Source organism: Paenibacillus sp. FSL R7-0273 (genome assembly GCF_000758625.1).
Taxonomy (GTDB): Bacteria; Bacillota; Bacilli; order Paenibacillales; family Paenibacillaceae; genus Paenibacillus_AQ.
The window spans coordinates 2,812,532-2,829,032 of sequence record NZ_CP009283.1 but is presented as its reverse complement, the minus strand read 5'-3'; the positions used below and the strand labels follow the sequence as shown (position 1 = coordinate 2,829,032).

The 16,501-nt window shown below is 52.7% G+C and carries 15 protein-coding genes; all 15 read right to left on the bottom strand.

Annotation, left to right across the window (positions count from 1 at the left end):
* Nucleotides 1–39: 39 nt before the first annotated feature.
* The gene (locus tag R70723_RS11955; protein WP_039872251.1) at nt 40–1,380 is read right to left on the bottom strand and encodes a M20 family metallopeptidase; all 1,341 of its coding nucleotides are present in this window, start codon (nt 1,378–1,380) and stop codon (nt 40–42) included.
* Between the two features lie 20 nt (nt 1,381–1,400).
* A complete protein-coding gene (locus R70723_RS11950) occupies nt 1,401–1,910 on the bottom strand; it encodes an ureidoglycolate lyase (protein WP_039872249.1) in 510 nt (169 codons plus the stop codon).
* 27 nt (nt 1,911–1,937) lie between these two features.
* Nucleotides 1,938–2,981, bottom strand: coding sequence for an autoinducer 2 ABC transporter substrate-binding protein (locus R70723_RS11945; protein WP_039872248.1), 1,044 nt, complete (start codon nt 2,979–2,981; stop codon nt 1,938–1,940).
* A 5-nt stretch (nt 2,982–2,986) separates the two neighbouring features.
* On the bottom strand, nt 2,987–3,931 hold the full coding sequence (locus tag R70723_RS11940; RefSeq protein WP_039872247.1) for an ABC transporter permease: 945 nt from the start codon (nt 3,929–3,931) through the stop codon (nt 2,987–2,989).
* On the bottom strand, nt 3,928–4,890 hold the full coding sequence (locus tag R70723_RS11935; RefSeq protein WP_039872245.1) for an ABC transporter permease: 963 nt from the start codon (nt 4,888–4,890) through the stop codon (nt 3,928–3,930). Before R70723_RS11935 ends, R70723_RS11940 begins: the two co-directional genes overlap by 4 nt.
* Nucleotides 4,887–6,398 (bottom strand): sugar ABC transporter ATP-binding protein, encoded by a 1,512-nt coding sequence (locus R70723_RS11930; protein ID WP_039872244.1) that lies wholly within the window; start codon nt 6,396–6,398, stop codon nt 4,887–4,889. Before R70723_RS11930 ends, R70723_RS11935 begins: the two co-directional genes overlap by 4 nt.
* Before the next feature lie 125 nt (nt 6,399–6,523).
* Nucleotides 6,524–7,438, bottom strand: a complete 915-nt coding sequence (locus tag R70723_RS11925) for a ribokinase (RefSeq protein WP_039872243.1) — start codon at nt 7,436–7,438, stop codon at nt 6,524–6,526.
* Nucleotides 7,439–7,456: 18 nt separating this feature from the next.
* Complete coding sequence (locus tag R70723_RS11920) at nt 7,457–8,470, bottom strand: LacI family DNA-binding transcriptional regulator (protein ID WP_039872241.1); 1,014 nt, start codon at nt 8,468–8,470, stop codon at nt 7,457–7,459.
* 486 nt (nt 8,471–8,956) lie between these two features.
* On the bottom strand, nt 8,957–10,057 hold the full coding sequence (locus R70723_RS11915) for a GerAB/ArcD/ProY family transporter (RefSeq protein WP_039872240.1): 1,101 nt from the start codon (nt 10,055–10,057) through the stop codon (nt 8,957–8,959).
* A complete protein-coding gene (locus tag R70723_RS11910) occupies nt 10,058–11,317 on the bottom strand; it encodes a Ger(x)C family spore germination protein (protein ID WP_039872239.1) in 1,260 nt (419 codons plus the stop codon).
* A gap of 24 nt (nt 11,318–11,341) precedes the next feature.
* Nucleotides 11,342–12,853 carry a spore germination protein gene (locus tag R70723_RS11905; RefSeq protein WP_052421280.1) on the bottom strand — a complete coding sequence of 504 codons (1,512 nt, stop codon included), beginning with the start codon at nt 12,851–12,853 and terminating at the stop codon, nt 11,342–11,344.
* 137 nt (nt 12,854–12,990) lie between these two features.
* Nucleotides 12,991–13,401, bottom strand: a complete 411-nt coding sequence (gene flgB / locus R70723_RS11900) for a flagellar basal body rod protein FlgB (protein ID WP_039872237.1) — start codon at nt 13,399–13,401, stop codon at nt 12,991–12,993.
* The gene (locus R70723_RS11895; protein ID WP_039872235.1) at nt 13,398–14,840 is read right to left on the bottom strand and encodes a HAMP domain-containing sensor histidine kinase; all 1,443 of its coding nucleotides are present in this window, start codon (nt 14,838–14,840) and stop codon (nt 13,398–13,400) included. Before R70723_RS11895 ends, flgB begins: the two co-directional genes overlap by 4 nt.
* Entirely contained in the window at nt 14,830–15,510 is a 681-nt protein-coding gene (locus R70723_RS11890; RefSeq protein WP_039872233.1) for a response regulator transcription factor, read from the bottom strand. The genes R70723_RS11895 and R70723_RS11890 overlap by 11 nt, the downstream gene beginning before the upstream one ends.
* Before the next feature lie 155 nt (nt 15,511–15,665).
* Nucleotides 15,666–16,484 (bottom strand): DUF2935 domain-containing protein, encoded by an 819-nt coding sequence (locus R70723_RS11885; RefSeq protein WP_256704560.1) that lies wholly within the window; start codon nt 16,482–16,484, stop codon nt 15,666–15,668.
* Between the last annotated feature and the right edge of the window lie 17 nt (nt 16,485–16,501).

Genomic DNA, 16,501 nt, shown 5'->3' with positions numbered 1-16,501 from the left:
GTGTATGTTATAAGGCCGTTGCCCGTTTAATATCAGTCTTTAGGTTGTCTTATCATTAAGCCTTCTCTCATTAGCCTCTTCAGCACCGCACCAGTCGATAATCGTCTTGGCCATCATTTTGACCGCCTGGATCACTTCAGCAGCTGGCGTGAATTCGTCGCTGTGGTGAGCCAGGCTCGGGTCGCCGGGGCCGAAGTTGACCGTCGGAATACCGACGTTGACCGGCCAGCCCATATCGGTATGGAAGCCGAGTCCTTCGATCTTGCCCTCTTCGCCAATGGCCTGCAGTGACTGGACACAGGTCTGCACAAATGGATGAGCCACATCGGTTTCAGCACAGTCGGCATCCACCATCCACTCGATTTCCGGCAGATGCTCACTAAGCCACGGGTCCTGTCCGGCAGTTTCGCGCAGGAAATCAATAAGCTCCTTTTTCACATGGCCGCCGACCAGCTTTTCGTCACGCTCCGACGGGAGGTACTGGGCATTAAAGACAATCTCCGCTTCATTGGCAAAGGAGGTCGGGTACTCTCCGGCATTCAATTGTGCTACATGCACCTGGCAAGGGATAGATAAATACGGGTGGGTCTTGCTTACAGCCCACTTTTCATTCAGCCGGTCGAACGCATCCAGAATGTACCGCGCCTTCTTAATCGCATCGACTGCTCCGCCGTCCTTCCAGTCAGCCTGCGGCATTTCAATATGCCCGCTGCGGCCCTGGATTTTGATCTTGCCCCACAGAATGCCGCGGCATAGCGGCGCAATGGTCAGGGAGGTCGGTTCAGTCAGGATGCAGGCATCCGCCCGGTAGCCGTGGTGGATGAAATCCAGCGCACCCATGCCTCCGGCCTCCTCATCGACAACGGTCCCCACGACAACCGGGCCTTTCAGCTTCAGGCCGCTGCGCAGAACAGCCTCTACCGCCATAATCATTGCGGCCACGCCGCCCTTCATATCGACGGTGCCGCGGCCGTACATTTTGCCGTCAATGATCTGGCCCTCGAACGGGTCTACGGTCCATTTCGAGCCTGCCATTACAACATCGATGTGGCCGAACAGCAGAAGCGACTTGCCGTCCGTTCCTTTACCGAACGTTGCTGCCAGATTCGGTCTGCCGGTAAAATCGCGCCCCGGATAATATCCGGCCATTCCCTCATACTGCTTCAGGTCATCCGCAACCGGCTCCCACATTTCGATTTCCGCACCGAGCCCTTTAAGCTTACGGGAGAGAAATTCCTGCACCTCCTTCTCCTTGGACGGGCCCGGCTCGTCGAAGAACCAGGGATTAACGCTCGGGATCTGAATGAGCTGCTGCAAAAAGCCGAGGATTTCGTCCTGATGTTCATCGATCCATTTCATTACCTGCTGTTCCTGTGCCATCGCGTATGCTCCTTTATCTTTTATCCAAAAGTAACACTGTCACCGCCGGTAAAGTCCACCCACGGATTAATCATCTCATCACCGAATGTATCCTTCTTCTTTTCAATCGCAAACAGATACCTTGCAGCCTCTGCCGCCGGATAGGCCGGACTGTGCCAGACGCCGCGGCCGATAACAATCGCTTGTCCCGGCTTTATGCGAAAAGCCTTCACCGTAGAAGGATCAGGCTGCTCCTCCGGATCGTCAATATCCAGACACCGGGCAACCGGCTGGATAATCTCCTTGTCAAAGGTGAGCAGCAGCTCCTCGCGGCTGACATGCCGCTCCATCGCTGTCACCGTGAATTCACGCTGCTTCGTGACCACCAGGCCGAAGCCGATCGGCTCCGACACATCCAGCATCTGGATGTAGCTCCAGCAGTCCCAGCCGTCGCCGCTCTTGGACGGCTCCCCCGCAGGAATATCCACCACTTTTCCGTAAGGGGCAAAGCTGTCTGCCGTTAAATCTTCAATGATTATTGTGTGCTCCATGCAAGCTGCCTCCTATAACAGCTCTGACTAGAAGTCAAAGCTGCCCACATTTTCGCTGGTCACTTCAAGCGTTCCGATGAATATGTTCTGGCCGTCTACCTTAACAGCTCCCACGTTCGGGATTTCCATACCGTCCGAAATTTCGTTGCCCTGAGCCAGCTGATCCAGAATGTATACAGTGGTGTAAGCCAGCTTGCCCGGATCCCAGATGATATCCGTCTTGATCGTGCCGCTCTCGATGTAGCTCTTCACGACGCTCGGTACAGCAATACCGGTAATGGCGATCTGTCCCTGTTCAATCGTGCCGGCCTTCACTGCCTGCTCAACCACCTCAGCTGCCGCCGGCGGTTCGCCGCCCGCAAAGCCGATGATCCCTCTAAGATCAGGATAAGTCTGGATCAGGTTCTGGGCATTGGCGTAAGCCTTTTGCTGATCATCGTCACTGGCTACCGTTGTTACCAGCTCAATGCCGGGGTAGTTCGCTTCGAAGTAAGCTTTTGCCGCATCCGATTTGGCAATCTGGTTCTGGGAACCGAGTCCCGCTACCATGAACGCGACCTGTCCCTCGCCGCCGATTTCCTCGCCGATCGTCTTGGCCAGCAGCTCGCCCACTTCCTCATCAGTAGCAGGAGCTACATAATATTGGCGGTCCGTCTCGGGAGCATCGCTGTCCCAGGTCACGATCTGCACATCCTGCTCGGCTGCTTTTTTGAATACCGGCCCTACTGCTTTAGCATCATTAGGTGATACACCGATTCCGCTCACTTTACGGGTCAGCATATCCTGAATCATGTTGATCTGCTTGGAGGAATCCGCCTCAGTCGGTGCATTGAAGATTACCTCAACACCCATATCTTCGCCTGCCTGAATAGCGCCTTTTTCTGCAGCCGCCCAATAAGCCGGGCCGATCGATTTCGGATTGATGAAGTAGGTTCTGGTGCCGGAAGCAGCCGCCCCGTCATTGCTTGAGGACCCGGCATTATTAGCCGGAGGATTACCCGAATTCCCGCCGCAAGCAGTCAAGGTCAAAGCAAGCACGCCAGTCAATACAGCCAATGTCATTTTTTTCATAGGTATCACTCTCCGCTAATTTTTTTATTGGCTACCGCAAGCAGCAGCAGCGCCCCCAGAATAACCGCCTGATAGAGCACCGAAACACCCAGCAAATTCAGACCATTGCGCAAAAAGACGATAATCAGCAGACCGACAAACGTGCCGGTAAGGCTTCCCCTCCCTCCGAAAATATGAGTGCCCCCGATTAAGGTAGCTGTGATGACATCAAGCTCTATATTGGTACCCGAGGTCGCTTCGGCGCTTGCCAGCCGTGACACCAGGAATACACCCGCCAGTGCAGAGAACAATCCGCTGAGCATGAAGAGAATAAACCGGACGCGGACTACGGAAATTCCGGAGAACCGGACAACCTCCTCGTTATTGCCGATCCCGTAAATGTAGGTGCCGAACCTCGTCTTTTTCATGAAGAAGCTGGCTATGAGGAACATCATAACGAGGACGATGGCGTTAAACGGAATACCGGCAACGTACGCCTGTCCCAGAAAATAAAAGGAATCAGGGAAGCCGCTGATCGGTCTGCCTTCATTGACGACATAGACCAGCCCGCGGAGCATCACCAGCATCCCGATCGTGACTACAATCGCCTGCATCCGGTGCCGGGCAATCAGATAACCGTTGACTGCACCGCACAGCAGGCCGGCCAGCAGCCCGAAGATTACACAAACCCAGATGTTATAGCCGCGTTCAAAGGCAACCCCCATCGATACCGCGGAAAAAGCGAGGATCGAGCCGACCGACAGGTCCATCGCACCGGATATAATGATCATGGTCATCGGAATGGCGATCAGCCCGACCTCAACCATCTGGTTCAGCACATTCATGAAGTTGGTTACTGACAGGAAATAGGGTGACAGGAAGCTGAAGAGAATCAGGATGAACAGCAGCAGAACCAGCTGAACGATCAGCGTACCCGATTTGAACGGCAGACGGCTTGTCCAGGTTGTCATACGAGATCACCTTCTTTCCCTTTATTTTGGCGGGCCCGCTGCAGCGTGTTGATCACGATAGCGAGGATAATCAAAAACCCTGTGGTTGCATCCACCCAGAACGGGGATACCTTGGCGATAATCAGCCCGTTTTTGACAATGCCCATGAACAGTACGCCGAGCATCGTGCCGGCAATCGTCCCCACCCCGCCGAAGATGCTGCCGCCGCCGATCAGCACTGCTGCCATGACCTCAAAGGACAGGCTGTTACCGGCAGTCGATGCTTGCACACTTCCTACCTTGGCTGCAAAAATAACGGAGGCGATTCCGACCAGCAGTCCGGTTAATACGTAGACCATAAACTTGGTCTTGGGGACGCTGATCCCCGCAAGCTTGGCTGCGGAGCTGTTGCCCCCGACCGAATAGATTCTCCGGCCCGCCCGGGTGAATTTCAGCAGATAGATGAATACGGCAATCAGCAGGACCGCTACCAGGAGCGGAAATGAAACGCCTGCCGCCGTCCCTTGTCCGAAAAAGCGGAAGGCCTCGGGAAAATTATTCATCCAGGTGCCGCCGCTGATGCCGACCGCCACGCCCCGGAATATATACATCGTAGCCAGGGTGACAATGATGTCAGGAATCCGGCGGACGGCGATGAAATAACCGTTGACCATCCCGCAGAGAACACCGATTACAACCCCGAGCAAAGCCGCAATAACCGGAGACATCCCCTTGCTGAGAAACAGGCCGACCGAGGTTGCCGTTACTGCCAGGACCGAGCCGACCGACAGATCCATTCCTCCGAGCAGAATAACCATTGTCATTCCGATTGCCACAATGAACATGGTGATGTTCTGGTCCAGAATCAGCTTAAAGTTATTGATTGCGAAAAAATCAGGTGAAAGGAGTGAGAACAGTATGATGACGAGTATCGTGAAAATCAGGATCGGTGCCTCATGCACATTTAAAATACGCTTCATATAGCGGCTCCTTCCGTCCGGGGATGGGATGCCCGCTGCAGCAGCTGCTCCTGATCGGCTTCACCGCGGGTAAATTCATGGACAATGTCCCCTTTGTACAGCACGAGCACCCGGTCGCTCAGGCCCAGCACCTCCGGCATTTCGGAGGAAATCAGCAGAATGCTGAGCCCATCCCGGGCAAGCCCGTGGATGATGCTGTAAATCTCCGCTTTGGCGCCGACATCCACGCCCCGGGTCGGCTCCTCCAGTATCAGAATATCGGGCTTGGCCGCAAGCCATTTGGCTATGACCACCTTCTGCTGGTTGCCTCCGCTGAGAAAATCAACGCTTTGTCCGTCTCCCGGTGCCTTGATCCTCAGCTTCTCCATGTATTCTGCACTCACCTCACGGATAGCCTCACGGTCCAGCACCAGTCCCTTAGACAAACCGGGCAGTGTCGGAAAAGAGATATTCTGCCTGATCGACATCGGCTTAATGATGCCCTGGCGGTGCCGGTCAGGCGGGACGTAAGCCAATCTTTGTGCCTTGGCATCACCGGGGCTGGCAATCTTGACCGGCTTCCCGTTGATTTCAAGCCCGCCGCTGCCCCGCTTGAGCCCGAAGAGCCGCTCGGCAACGGTATGTGAGCCCGAACCCGGTATGCCGAACAATCCCAGGATTTCCCCTTTGTGCAGCTCGAACGAAATCTTGTGGCCGGCATCCAGCGACAGCCCGTTAACCTTAAGCACAACCTCCTGTCCGTGCGGCTGCTCCCGCTCAGGGTACAGCTGCTGGACCTCTTTGCCGACCATCATCTGGATCAGGCTCTGCTCCGTGACCTCGCCAATCGGCCTGGTGTCAATTTTGCGTCCGTCCCGCAGAACGGTGACCTTATCGGCAATTTCGAAGATTTCCTTCATCCGGTGGGAGACGTACACAATGGCTACTCCCTGCGAGCGCAGCTTCCGGACAACTTCGAACATCTTTTTCACTTCATTCTCCGGCAGCGCGGCCGACGGCTCATCCATAATCAGCACATCCGCCTTAAAGGATAAGGCCTTGGCGATCTCGACCACCTGCTGGCTATGTACACCCAAATGCCGGACCTCCTGGCGCACATCAATTTCGCCGCCTCCGATGGAGTCAACCAGCGCCTGCGCCTCCTGCACCATTTTCGACCACTTGATCCGGCCGAACCTGCCAGCCATTTCCGGACGGTCGATAAAAATGTTCTCAGCTGCGGACAGGTTGGTGAACAGATTAAACTCCTGGTGGATAATGGATACACCCTGGAGCTGGGCATCCAGCGGATTGCCGAAAGCCGCTTCCTTGCCCTTAAGCCTGATCACTCCTGCGGTTGGCGGGTAGACACCGGACAAAATTTTCATCAGCGTCGATTTACCGGCTCCATTCTCTCCCATCAGTGCGTGAACCTCACCGGGATAGAGCTCAAAATCAACATCCGCCAAAGCTTTGACACCCGGGAACTCCTTGCTGATTCCTTGCATGGACAGTACTGGCTGACTCATGGTCTTGACCCCCTTCTTCATTGACAGTGCTGAACCGGGATAATGCATTTATACTTTAAAAAGTCTAAGCGTTAATTGATAAAAGCACATGGATACAGAATTGCATCCGCCGCCGGAAAAAACGGCTATAAACAGTGAGCCAGAAAAGCATCCACCTGCTCCTTCACCGGTATAGAGCTCTGGGCTCCGGCAGCCGATACGGCAAGCGCCGCTGCCGCAGACGCATACTGCAGACTGTCCTTCAGCTCCATGCCCCCGTAATAGGCGGCGGCAAATGCCCCGATAAAGGTGTCACCGGCAGCTGTAGTGTCCACAACATTAACCGGATAAGACGGAGTCTCTATTACCGTTCCGTCTGCATCCATATAGAGTGAGCCTTTGCTGCCGAGTGTAATGACCAGCTGCAGGACGCCTTCCTCAAGCAGCCGGTATCCGGCTGTACGAGCCTGACCGAAGCCTTCAACCGGGAGTCCGCTCAGCGCCTCCGCTTCAGTCTCGTTCACAATCAGCAGCTTAATCCGGCTAAGCTGGCCGGGGTCAAACCCTTTTACGGGAGCTGGGTTCATTACCACAGGAACTCCTGCCGCCTCAGCCTTTTCAAGCACCGCTTCATTCACCGTTCCTGCTATTTCATTCTGCAGCAGAATCACATCATAGCAGGAGAAATCCGGCACCTTCAGCTCCTCCGCACGATAGCTGAAGTTCGCACCGGGAGAGAGGATGATGCTGTTCTCCCCAGAGCTGTCAGTAGTGATTATTGCTATGCCGGTTGTTTCCGGCGTATAGACAATGGCTCCCGTATCGATTCCCTCCGCCTCAAGCTGACTGTACAGCTGCCGGCCAAAGGCATCAGCACCGAGTCCGCCAGCCATCGTAACCGCCCCGCCGGAACGGGAGGCGGCACAGGCCTGGTTGGCGCCCTTCCCTCCGGCATGAAAGCCGGTTCCAAGTCCCTGTATCGTCTCACCTGGAACGGGGAGATCCGCAACACGTGTCACAATATCCATATTCATGCTGCCTACGACAAGTATATTGGCCATATGTCCTCCTCCGGGCTGCTAGTTTAGCTTTTTAACAGATCCCCGCTTGATCAGCTCCACATCCAGCACTATCCTTTTCAGCTTCGCCTGCTCGCCCGGCGGTGCCTTGATCTTCTGGATCAGCATCTCCGTTGCCTGTAGCCCCATCTCTCTCATCGGTCTGCCTACTACTGTAACTCTGGGCTGAACAAACTGTGCGAGCTCATTTTCGTCAAAGCCGATCAGGGAAATATCCTCGCCGATTTGGAGATTCAGGTCGCGGATGGCCTTGATGGCACCGGTACAGATAACGTTATTGGTAGCAAAAATAGCGGTCGGCGGCTCGGCGGACTGCAGCAGCTCCATCGTGAACCTGTATCCGTCCTCCTCAAGCCAGCTGCCCTGCTTATGATACTTGGCTTCAGGCACGATACCATGCTCATGCAATGCCTGATGATATCCCCAGTACCGATCCTTCCCGTCATTAAAGTCATGCGCCCCGTCGATAATCGCGATCCGCTTATGGCCAAAGTCTGCAAAATGCCTGGCCGCCTCGTACGCCCCGCGGAAATTATCGATCAGCACCCCGTCATGCCCGCAATCATTGATATAACGGTCTACCAGGATAGTCGGCTTACGGATATTCCGGTAAAAGCCGGCATCCTTATGTGTACCGATCAGAATGATGCCGTCCACATTGCGTCCCAGAAAGCCTTCAAAGAATTCCTCCTCCTCGGCCTCATCGTTATACGTAGACACAACCAGCGTGGAAAAGCCCTCCTTCTTCGCTGCCTCAACCGTACCGCCGATGACCGCCGTGTAGAACGGGTTCTGAATTTCCGGAACAACGACCGCGAGCATATGCGTCTTTTTGCTGACCATTGAGGCAGCCATCGTATTGGGCACGAAATTCAGCTCTTCAATAATTTTCTGGATTTTTTTGCGGGTGGCATCACTTACGCGATTCCTGCCGTTCATCACCCGCGAGACGGTAGCCACAGAAACTCCGGCGAGTCTGGCCACGTCTTTAATTGTCATTTCTTTCTCCGCCATATTTTTCCTCTCTGTCATAACGTTTACGCAACATATTTCCTTAATGTACCAGCGTTATGACCGTTGAAGTTTAGTCAGCTTTGCAAAAACGTTTACGCAATTTCTAGGTTTATTTTAGTATAGGATTTTCAGGATTACAATCCCTTTTTACTGAATTTTTAAAATAAAAACGGTTTCAAGACAAATACCTCACATAATTATGTTACTTATGTTGGTTTTATATACCATAACAAAGAAATTTTACACACGTTAATGTAATATTATATAACACATGACCTTAATCACGGACTTGAAATCCGCCAACCCTTACAATCCGTTTATTGGATTTTCAGTTTTTTATTGCTATCTTTATCATTTTTCCCATTTTCTTAAGCCCCTTTGAAATGAACCGATTACCCGCTAAAAAATTGTAAAAACGTTTACGCAAATCTGCTTTTCAGCACAAAAACACGACAGCATGTCTGCCATGCCGCCGTGATTGTAAAACTATATTTTCTGGCGATGCTTACGCCGGACAGAAGAAACAACCAGCAGCAGCAGCGGAATTCCGATCATATTCACCGGCAGCACATAACGGACCCAGACTGCCTTAAGCAGCAGCCCGGAAGGCGGATTCAGCTTGATGACCAGCATCGTGAGTATAAAGGTTACGGGAGCTACCGCCCAAGTGAGCTTTTTCCAGCTGCGCGTTTTCCCGATCCACTGGGCCACTCCGTAACAGGTTATGAACATGTAAATCGACAGCTTGACGAAGATGCAGACCAGCCATACAGCCATCACAAAAATATCCATATTCTGAATGAACTCCATCAGGTAGACCAGCTTGACCATCTCAAAAAACGGGAACTGCATCCGGCCCCCAACCGCCGGGCCAAAGGTCATTATGACCCAAAGGACGCCAAATAGAAGCAGGAACGACGAGAGCCCTACTCCCAGCAGCACGGCCTTTCGGGTCTCCTTTCCGGGATGCTCCACAAAGGGAAACAGCATCATAAGCAGCACGGCTTCACCCAGCAGCGAGACCGGGGCAAGCGCCCCTTCCGCAATAACCCCAAGTCCGGTATCTGCATATACAGGCAGCAGCATGGTCCAGTTAAGATTATTAAAGGTTAAGCCAAAGGTCAGCGCCAGAATAACCATAAGAATCGGTCCCCACAGCTCGCTGACTCTGCCGATCGCCTCAATCCCTCCATGATACACGGTGTACAGCACCACTCCGATCATCGTGCCGATCACAACCCAGTCCGGTGTTTTATAGAGAACACTGAGGCGGATGAACAGATATTCATCCCTGAGAATCAGGCTCATCACCCAGAACCACTGGAGGATAAAAGGAATGACGATCAGCTTCCCGCCCCATTTGCCCAGAATGGCAGTACTGTACTGTATCAGGGTCTGCTGCGGATAACGGGAGCTGAGCCGGGCGGCGGCATAGGTGATGATCAGCCCCGCCGCTCCGGCCGCAATGTAGGAAATCCAGGCATCCTGTCTGGCATTGCGGATCGTAGCTGTCATCGAGATAAGCAGGTTAATGCCGATCTCCATCATCAAAATCATCCAGAACAGCTGGCGGTTGCTGATCTTCATCTATTTATCACCGCCCTCTCTGTTAGGCAGCAGGGATTCACCCGTAATTCCCGTTCCCGTCAGATTAAGCTTAACCTTAATATCCAGCTCAACGTCCGGAAAGGTAGTTTCCCACTCAGCGGCAAGCTTCTTCCAGCGGTAGGGATGAAACTGGTGAAGCTTATCTCCCAGCCCGAAAATGTCACTTTTGAAATCCTTCTGCACCTTTTTGACAACCTCTTTAACCCGTTCCTCCAGATATTCATTCATCCGGGCCTCCACTTTCTCTATATTCCCCGGCTTGGACAGGTTCAACGGAGAGTCGTTTTCCTCAATGTAGCCCTTGCCCTCCAGCCGGATGCGGAACCCCGGCTGCCCGTCGTCAAAAACTGGGGTAATCCTGCTCTTGAAGGTATCTACGTTGACCGTTACAGTCTGGCCGCTCGTTGCTCCGGATAATGCATCTGCGGCTGCCCCGCCCGGCTTATCGGCATCAATGGCATTGACAATAGTAGTAAAAATCCAGCCTGTCAGCTGATCTGTAATCCACAGTCTGACCCAGTATTCATTATGATTCAGATAACCCGCCAGCTTCAGCTGGCTGTTAAAGATAGCTGCCCCGTATAAACCGAGTGTCGTTTGCGGAGGACTGTCATTTTTACTTTTCTTGTCCGTCTTCACTTCCGGCGGCAGAATCGTGAGCGCAGGCATGATCCCGCAGCCGGTGCCATTAGCCATAATGTAGAAGTCGAGCAATGACCGGCTGATTGGTGCACCGCTTTTCTCCTGAATTTTCTGAACGGCAATGGCCGGATTGGTCTCAAGCTGGTAAGCCAGGCTCATTGCATCCTGTGCCGTCCCCTCCTTGACGACAAAAATATTCGTCCGCGGCCGGACCATCGGGCTCCGTCCGTACTCATCAAGGATAGAGAAGACACCATGCTCCGCCAGCTTCTCCCCGATAAAAATATTGCGCCGGTGCCCCGGGAAAAGTACACGGGACAGCTTTCGCTGCATATTCTGTTCAGCATCCCTGTTGTTTTTGCCATATGCGCTTTCGGTCATGAAGCCGGAACGGCCGCCCTGTTCCCCGCCCTGCTGTCCGCCTGATTTGGAGGCAAGCGGCAGCACCAGATTGGCGGTCGCAAGGTACACCCCCTCCTTCACCAGATCCATGCCCCAGCCCAGCACTATGGCCTGGTCGTTTAGCTCCTGCCGGTCCCAGCAGCCGGTAAGCAGCAGCGGCAGAATCAGGAATAACGCTGTTATTTTCCTGTACATACACCTGTGTCCCTTTCCTGCCTGTTATTTGTTCCGTTTGGGGAACCGGGCAGCCCCGTTCTGAGCCAGCCACGGCTGCAGCCAGCGCATTTTGGATTTGGGCGCCCTGACAAGCACATCACTCAGATTGCGGATTGACATCGGCGCATAGGGTGACATATAAGGCACACCAAAGGGCTTCAGCGTTACCATATGAACAGACAGTACGATGAGAAACAGCACAATACCGTAGAACCCCAGCACCCCGGAGGCAAGCAGCAGCGGAAAACGCAGCATCCGGTAGGCTGTCCCCAGGTTATAGACCGGAAAGGCAAAGGAAGCAATCCCTGTGAGGGACACGATGATGACCATCGGGGTGGAGATAATTCCCGCAGCCACCACCGCCTGCCCAATAACCAGAGCTCCCGCAATACTGACGGCCGGCCCAACCTGCTGGGGCAGCCGGATGCCGGCTTCACGCAGGCCCTCGAATATAAATTCCATGATCAGCGCCTCAATTACAGCCGGCAGCGGCACGCCTTCCCGGGCAGAGGCGATGCTGACCACAAGCGGTGTCGGGATAACCTGCAGATGGTATGTGGTCAAAGCCACATACAGTGAGGGCAGCAAAAGGGAAACATGGACAAAGGTATACCGGATCCAGCGCACAAAGGTAGCGTAAATATACCTGTCTGTATAATCATCTACAGCCTGCAGTCCGGACCAGTAGGTCATTGGTAAAACCAGTACGAACGGCGTATTATCCGTGATGATCACGACTTTTCCCTCCAGCAGGCTGGATACAGCCACATCCGGACGTTCGGTATTCTGAATTTGCGGAAAAGGCGAGAACATATCGTCCTCAATATATTCTTCGATATTGCTGGAATGGATAATGCCGTCCAGCTCGATTTTTTGCAGACGCTTCCTCACTTCCTTGACCAGCTCTTCCTTTACGATGCCCTCCATATAGCCGATTACAACTTCCGTTTCAGTCAGCTTGCCGAGCGTCATACATTCCAGCTTCAGCTTGGAGGAGCGGATCCGCCGCCGGAGCAGAGAGGTGTTGGTCCGAAGCGATTCCATGAACGCATCACGAGGTCCGCGGACGACCTTTTCCGAAGTAGCCTCTTCAATGGAACGCTGCTCCATTTTGACCAGATCGGCCAGCATCACAAATGCATTCCCCTCTGTGAAAATAGCCGTTTCCCCGCGCAGGATCGCCTTAATGATCTTCTGTGTTTCATAGGCAATGCTGATCTTCAGCGTGGGGATAAAAATCTCCTTAAGCTCAACATTCCGGACCTCATCCACCCGCTGGCTGCTGCGGAAATGCTCAATCAGCGGCTGCAGCACAAATTCATCCACCGCCTGGACATCGCACATCCCGTTCACATAAATCAGCGTTGCCCGGTTCATCCCCCCAATACTGCAGTTCCGGTACATCACATCTGAACAATTGAGAAACTCCAGCTGCATCCGCTCTATATTGAACGCCAGCTCCGTAGACAGTGTCTCCGGCTCTTCACGTTTACTGAAGGCTGTCTGCTGTTCCATATCCATCACCCCATGGTTGGTATTTGCCGGGGATGCAGGAATTATGCACCGGAGCAGGCCTTTTACGCCATCCTGACAAAAAAAAGAGCACAGCCGCATCCTTTCGCAGCCGTACTCTTTCTTCCAGAACGTTCCCTTTATTTCAAATTCTGCAGCAGATCCCTAATCTTCGTGTAATGTCCGCTTACCTTGTCGGCCATGTAGTTATACATCAGCTGATTTTCTGCCAGGGTGCTCATTTCCTGATCGATATCCACATTGTTACCGTTGTTATTCATTGATGTGTCGCTCGATCTGGTAATCCGGTAAGGGATCACCGGTGATGCGGTATCTCTGATTGAAATATGCTTGTCATGAGTCCTTCTGACGTCCAGCTCCCCCTGCGAGCCGCCGTTGATGACACGCCGGAGCTCCTCCTCAAAGACTACCGTCTTCTTCTTGTAATTAGGTGTATCCGCGTTGGCAATATTCTCGGCAATCGCCTGATGCCTCGCATTCAGCACCTTGAGTAAAGATTCGTTGATTTGTGAAGACCTGCTCTCAATCATGGCTGTACCTCCCTTTCGCTGGCTGCTAACGGTTCATTCTGTAAGGGAAACTGTAAAACCACTCTGGTCCATTTCCCGTAAACGCTTGTTATCTCGAGCTTCCCTGCATAGCTGTTCATAATTCTCGTTGCGATGGCAAGACCCAGCCCGTTCCCTCCATGCTTGCGGCTGCGCGCTTTATCCACTCTATAGAACCGGTTAGTGACCAGATGCAGCTCATCCTCCGGTATGCCCATACCGTAATCGGTTACCGCCAGCTCCAGATTGCCGTTAGTCAACGCTGCGCCGATCCGGATCTCCCTGGTGCGGCCGGAGTATTTAATCGCATTATCCAGGATGATAATCATCAGCTGCTGGAAATGGCTTTTTTGCACGCGCAGGCTATAATCATCGCTGATCTCCAGCCTGGTGCTGATCAGGAATTCACGGTTCAAGGTCTGAAAATTCTCCACAATCTCCCCGATCGCCTGCTTTACTCTTATCGTCTCCTGAAGGTCCCTGGCGGCGGTGCCGGAATCCTCGACCCTTGTCAAAATCAGCAGCTCGGACACCATCTGAACCAGCCGGTTCGTCTCGTTGAGGCTGAGCTGGATCGATCTGCCCAGAACCTCGGGATCATCCTTCCCCCAGCGCTTGATCATTGATAAATGGCCGTGAATGATCGACAGCGGGGTCTTTAATTCATGTGAGGCATCCTCAATAAACTGCTGCTGCTGCTTAAAGGACTTCTCCAGGCTGTCCATCAGCTCGTTGAACATCAGCGACAGCTCGGTCATTTCATCCTGGTGATTGCTGATCTGGACGCGTTCATTGAGCCCGTTCTCTCTGATCCGCTTCATCGTACGGATCATTGAATTAATCGGATTAAGCAGCTGGAACGAGATCAGCCTGCCCCCGACCAGGCTCAGCACAATCGCAGCCAGCCCGGTGATGATGAACAATGTGGTACTGAGATTAATCAGACTCTCAAAGTTCTCCAGATTCCGTACAATTTCAACGGTACCTGTGAAGCCGTCAAACTCCACAGGCTTCCGGTAGATCAGCAGGGCGTCTCCCCCGGGGGAGACCTCAAGCAGCTCCTCTGCTCCGACATTTCTGGGCTGCACCCAGTCCTCCGGCACATGGTCTGACAGGCTGAGAACCGGCGTGTGGTCAGGACCGACAATCCGGATCAGCTGATAGCGCTCATTCAATACCTCCAGATATTCCCCGGCCTCCGCCAGATCGCTTCTGTCCCCGTAGTCCTGGACAAAGGCAACGATCTCATCCATATTATTGCGGATAATTTCCTTTTCGTGGTTGTTCACCCAGTTCTGGATCACGGTATATTGCAGCAGATTGTAAGAGAGAAACAGGAACAGCAGCAGAAATGCAGCCCACAGGGTCAGTTTCCATTTGATATTAATATTCCTTAAGGAGAGCTTCCTTCTATTTCTCATCCCGCATTATATATCCTATTCCTCTGATGGTTTGTATATATTCTTCCTTGTCGGCGGTCTCCAGCTTGTTGCGGAGATGCCGGATGTACACATCGACAACGTTGGTTTCGATCCCCACATCATAATCCCAGACCTGCTCGACCAGCATTTCCCGCGTCAGCACCCGGTTGACATTCTTGAGCAAAATAAACAGCAGCTCATATTCCTTCTTGGTCAGCTCAATCCAGCGGTCTCCCTTTTTCAGCATTCTCGAGTCAATATGCAGCTCCAGATCCTTAAAGCCGAGCGTCATGGACGGCTGGGTGCTCAGCTTCTCGTTCCTTCTGACAATCACCCTGATTCTGGCCAGCAATTCTTCTATAGCAAAGGGCTTGGGAATATAATCATCAGCCCCGCTGTCGAGACCGGTCACCCTGTCCATCACGCTGTCCCTTGCTGTAATCATAATAATCGGCGTATCCTTGACAGCCTTGACGCGGCGGCAGATTTCCATTCCATTAAGCTTCGGCAGCATGAGGTCGAGCAGAATAATATCCCACTCCTCACCAAGCGCCGCTTCCAGCCCTTCCCTGCCGTCATAGACAGGCCTTGCCTCATAGCCTTCATGCTTCAATTCCAATATAATAAAATCGGACAAGCCTTCCTCATCTTCAATAACCAGAATGCGCATCCGCCTAAGCCTCCAATGCAGACATTACTCATTGCTACCATTATACCCTATGAAAATAACTTGCCGGCTAATTCAAAATTAAATTTTTTTCATAATCCGCGATCCAGCAAAAAAAAGACAGACCACCTGTTAAAGGCAGATCTGTCTCCGGCCGTTCAGAATAAAATTTCACGCTTGTTGATCTTGGCTCCGGTTAACGATTTCTCAAACATATCAAGAATGAACAGGAAATGCTCCGCCTCCCGGTATACGTGATCAGCCAGCAACGGATGAATAATGCTCTTGATCCGGCATTCCGCGATTAAATCCCTGGCAGTTTTTTTGAAGTCGCGCAGCGATTCAACGGATACCTTATTCTCATCGACGAACTGGCTGAGTAGTGGCACGGTCTGGGATTGCGGCCGCATGGAGCTTAGATCGATTGCCTGAAACAGCAGGGTATCAAAATCATGGCTGAACTCCCTTGCCTGCTCCACCAGCTTCCGCTCGGAAGGATCCAGCAGATGGCTTATGAACTTGGCATGGTCGGCCATAATTCTCAGGAAAAATACATTTTCATCGATAATCGCATCATGCAGCGGTTCAAGCGTGCCGTTATTGAGCTCCTCGAGCCGGTTGCGGAAATAATTGGCCTCCCTGCTCACATGGTCCACCAGCAGCGGGAAATTGTTCTGCCCGGGAAGCTTGCACTGCAGGATGAGTCCGAGCACCTTTCTTTTGAAAACCCAAATATGGCTGACGGCAGTATGGACCTCAATATTGAATGCCCTGATTGTCTGTGGATCTGTTTCGGCTGTGAATGTATAGGACTTCCGTTCGATTTCCTCAAACATGGCTTGAAACTGGTTAGCCTCACTGATTAATTGTGTATCCTCACACCTGAATCCCAGCCGCAGGAACAGCGAATGCTCCTTCATGATACGTGACCAGAACCGGATCTCCTCCAGTGAACGGACTACAAAAGGATCAGACAATCGAACCCCTCCCATTA

Excerpts from the sequence above, each read along its gene's own strand:
- R70723_RS11955 (WP_039872251.1), bottom strand. The coding sequence starts at position 1,380 with ATGGCACAGGAACAGCAGGTAATGAAATGGATCGATGAACATCAGGAC.
- R70723_RS11950 (WP_039872249.1), bottom strand. The coding sequence starts at position 1,910 with ATGGAGCACACAATAATCATTGAAGATTTAACGGCAGACAGCTTTGCC.
- R70723_RS11945 (WP_039872248.1), bottom strand. The coding sequence starts at position 2,981 with ATGAAAAAAATGACATTGGCTGTATTGACTGGCGTGCTTGCTTTGACC.
- R70723_RS11940 (WP_039872247.1), bottom strand. The coding sequence starts at position 3,931 with ATGACAACCTGGACAAGCCGTCTGCCGTTCAAATCGGGTACGCTGATC.
- R70723_RS11935 (WP_039872245.1), bottom strand. The coding sequence starts at position 4,890 with ATGAAGCGTATTTTAAATGTGCATGAGGCACCGATCCTGATTTTCACG.
- R70723_RS11930 (WP_039872244.1), bottom strand. The coding sequence starts at position 6,398 with ATGAGTCAGCCAGTACTGTCCATGCAAGGAATCAGCAAGGAGTTCCCG.
- R70723_RS11925 (WP_039872243.1), bottom strand. The coding sequence starts at position 7,438 with ATGGCCAATATACTTGTCGTAGGCAGCATGAATATGGATATTGTGACA.
- R70723_RS11920 (WP_039872241.1), bottom strand. The coding sequence starts at position 8,470 with ATGGCGGAGAAAGAAATGACAATTAAAGACGTGGCCAGACTCGCCGGA.
- R70723_RS11915 (WP_039872240.1), bottom strand. The coding sequence starts at position 10,057 with ATGAAGATCAGCAACCGCCAGCTGTTCTGGATGATTTTGATGATGGAG.
- R70723_RS11910 (WP_039872239.1), bottom strand. The coding sequence starts at position 11,317 with ATGTACAGGAAAATAACAGCGTTATTCCTGATTCTGCCGCTGCTGCTT.
- R70723_RS11905 (WP_052421280.1), bottom strand. The coding sequence starts at position 12,853 with ATGGAACAGCAGACAGCCTTCAGTAAACGTGAAGAGCCGGAGACACTG.
- flgB (WP_039872237.1), bottom strand. The coding sequence starts at position 13,401 with ATGATTGAGAGCAGGTCTTCACAAATCAACGAATCTTTACTCAAGGTG.
- R70723_RS11895 (WP_039872235.1), bottom strand. The coding sequence starts at position 14,840 with ATGAGAAATAGAAGGAAGCTCTCCTTAAGGAATATTAATATCAAATGG.
- R70723_RS11890 (WP_039872233.1), bottom strand. The coding sequence starts at position 15,510 with ATGCGCATTCTGGTTATTGAAGATGAGGAAGGCTTGTCCGATTTTATT.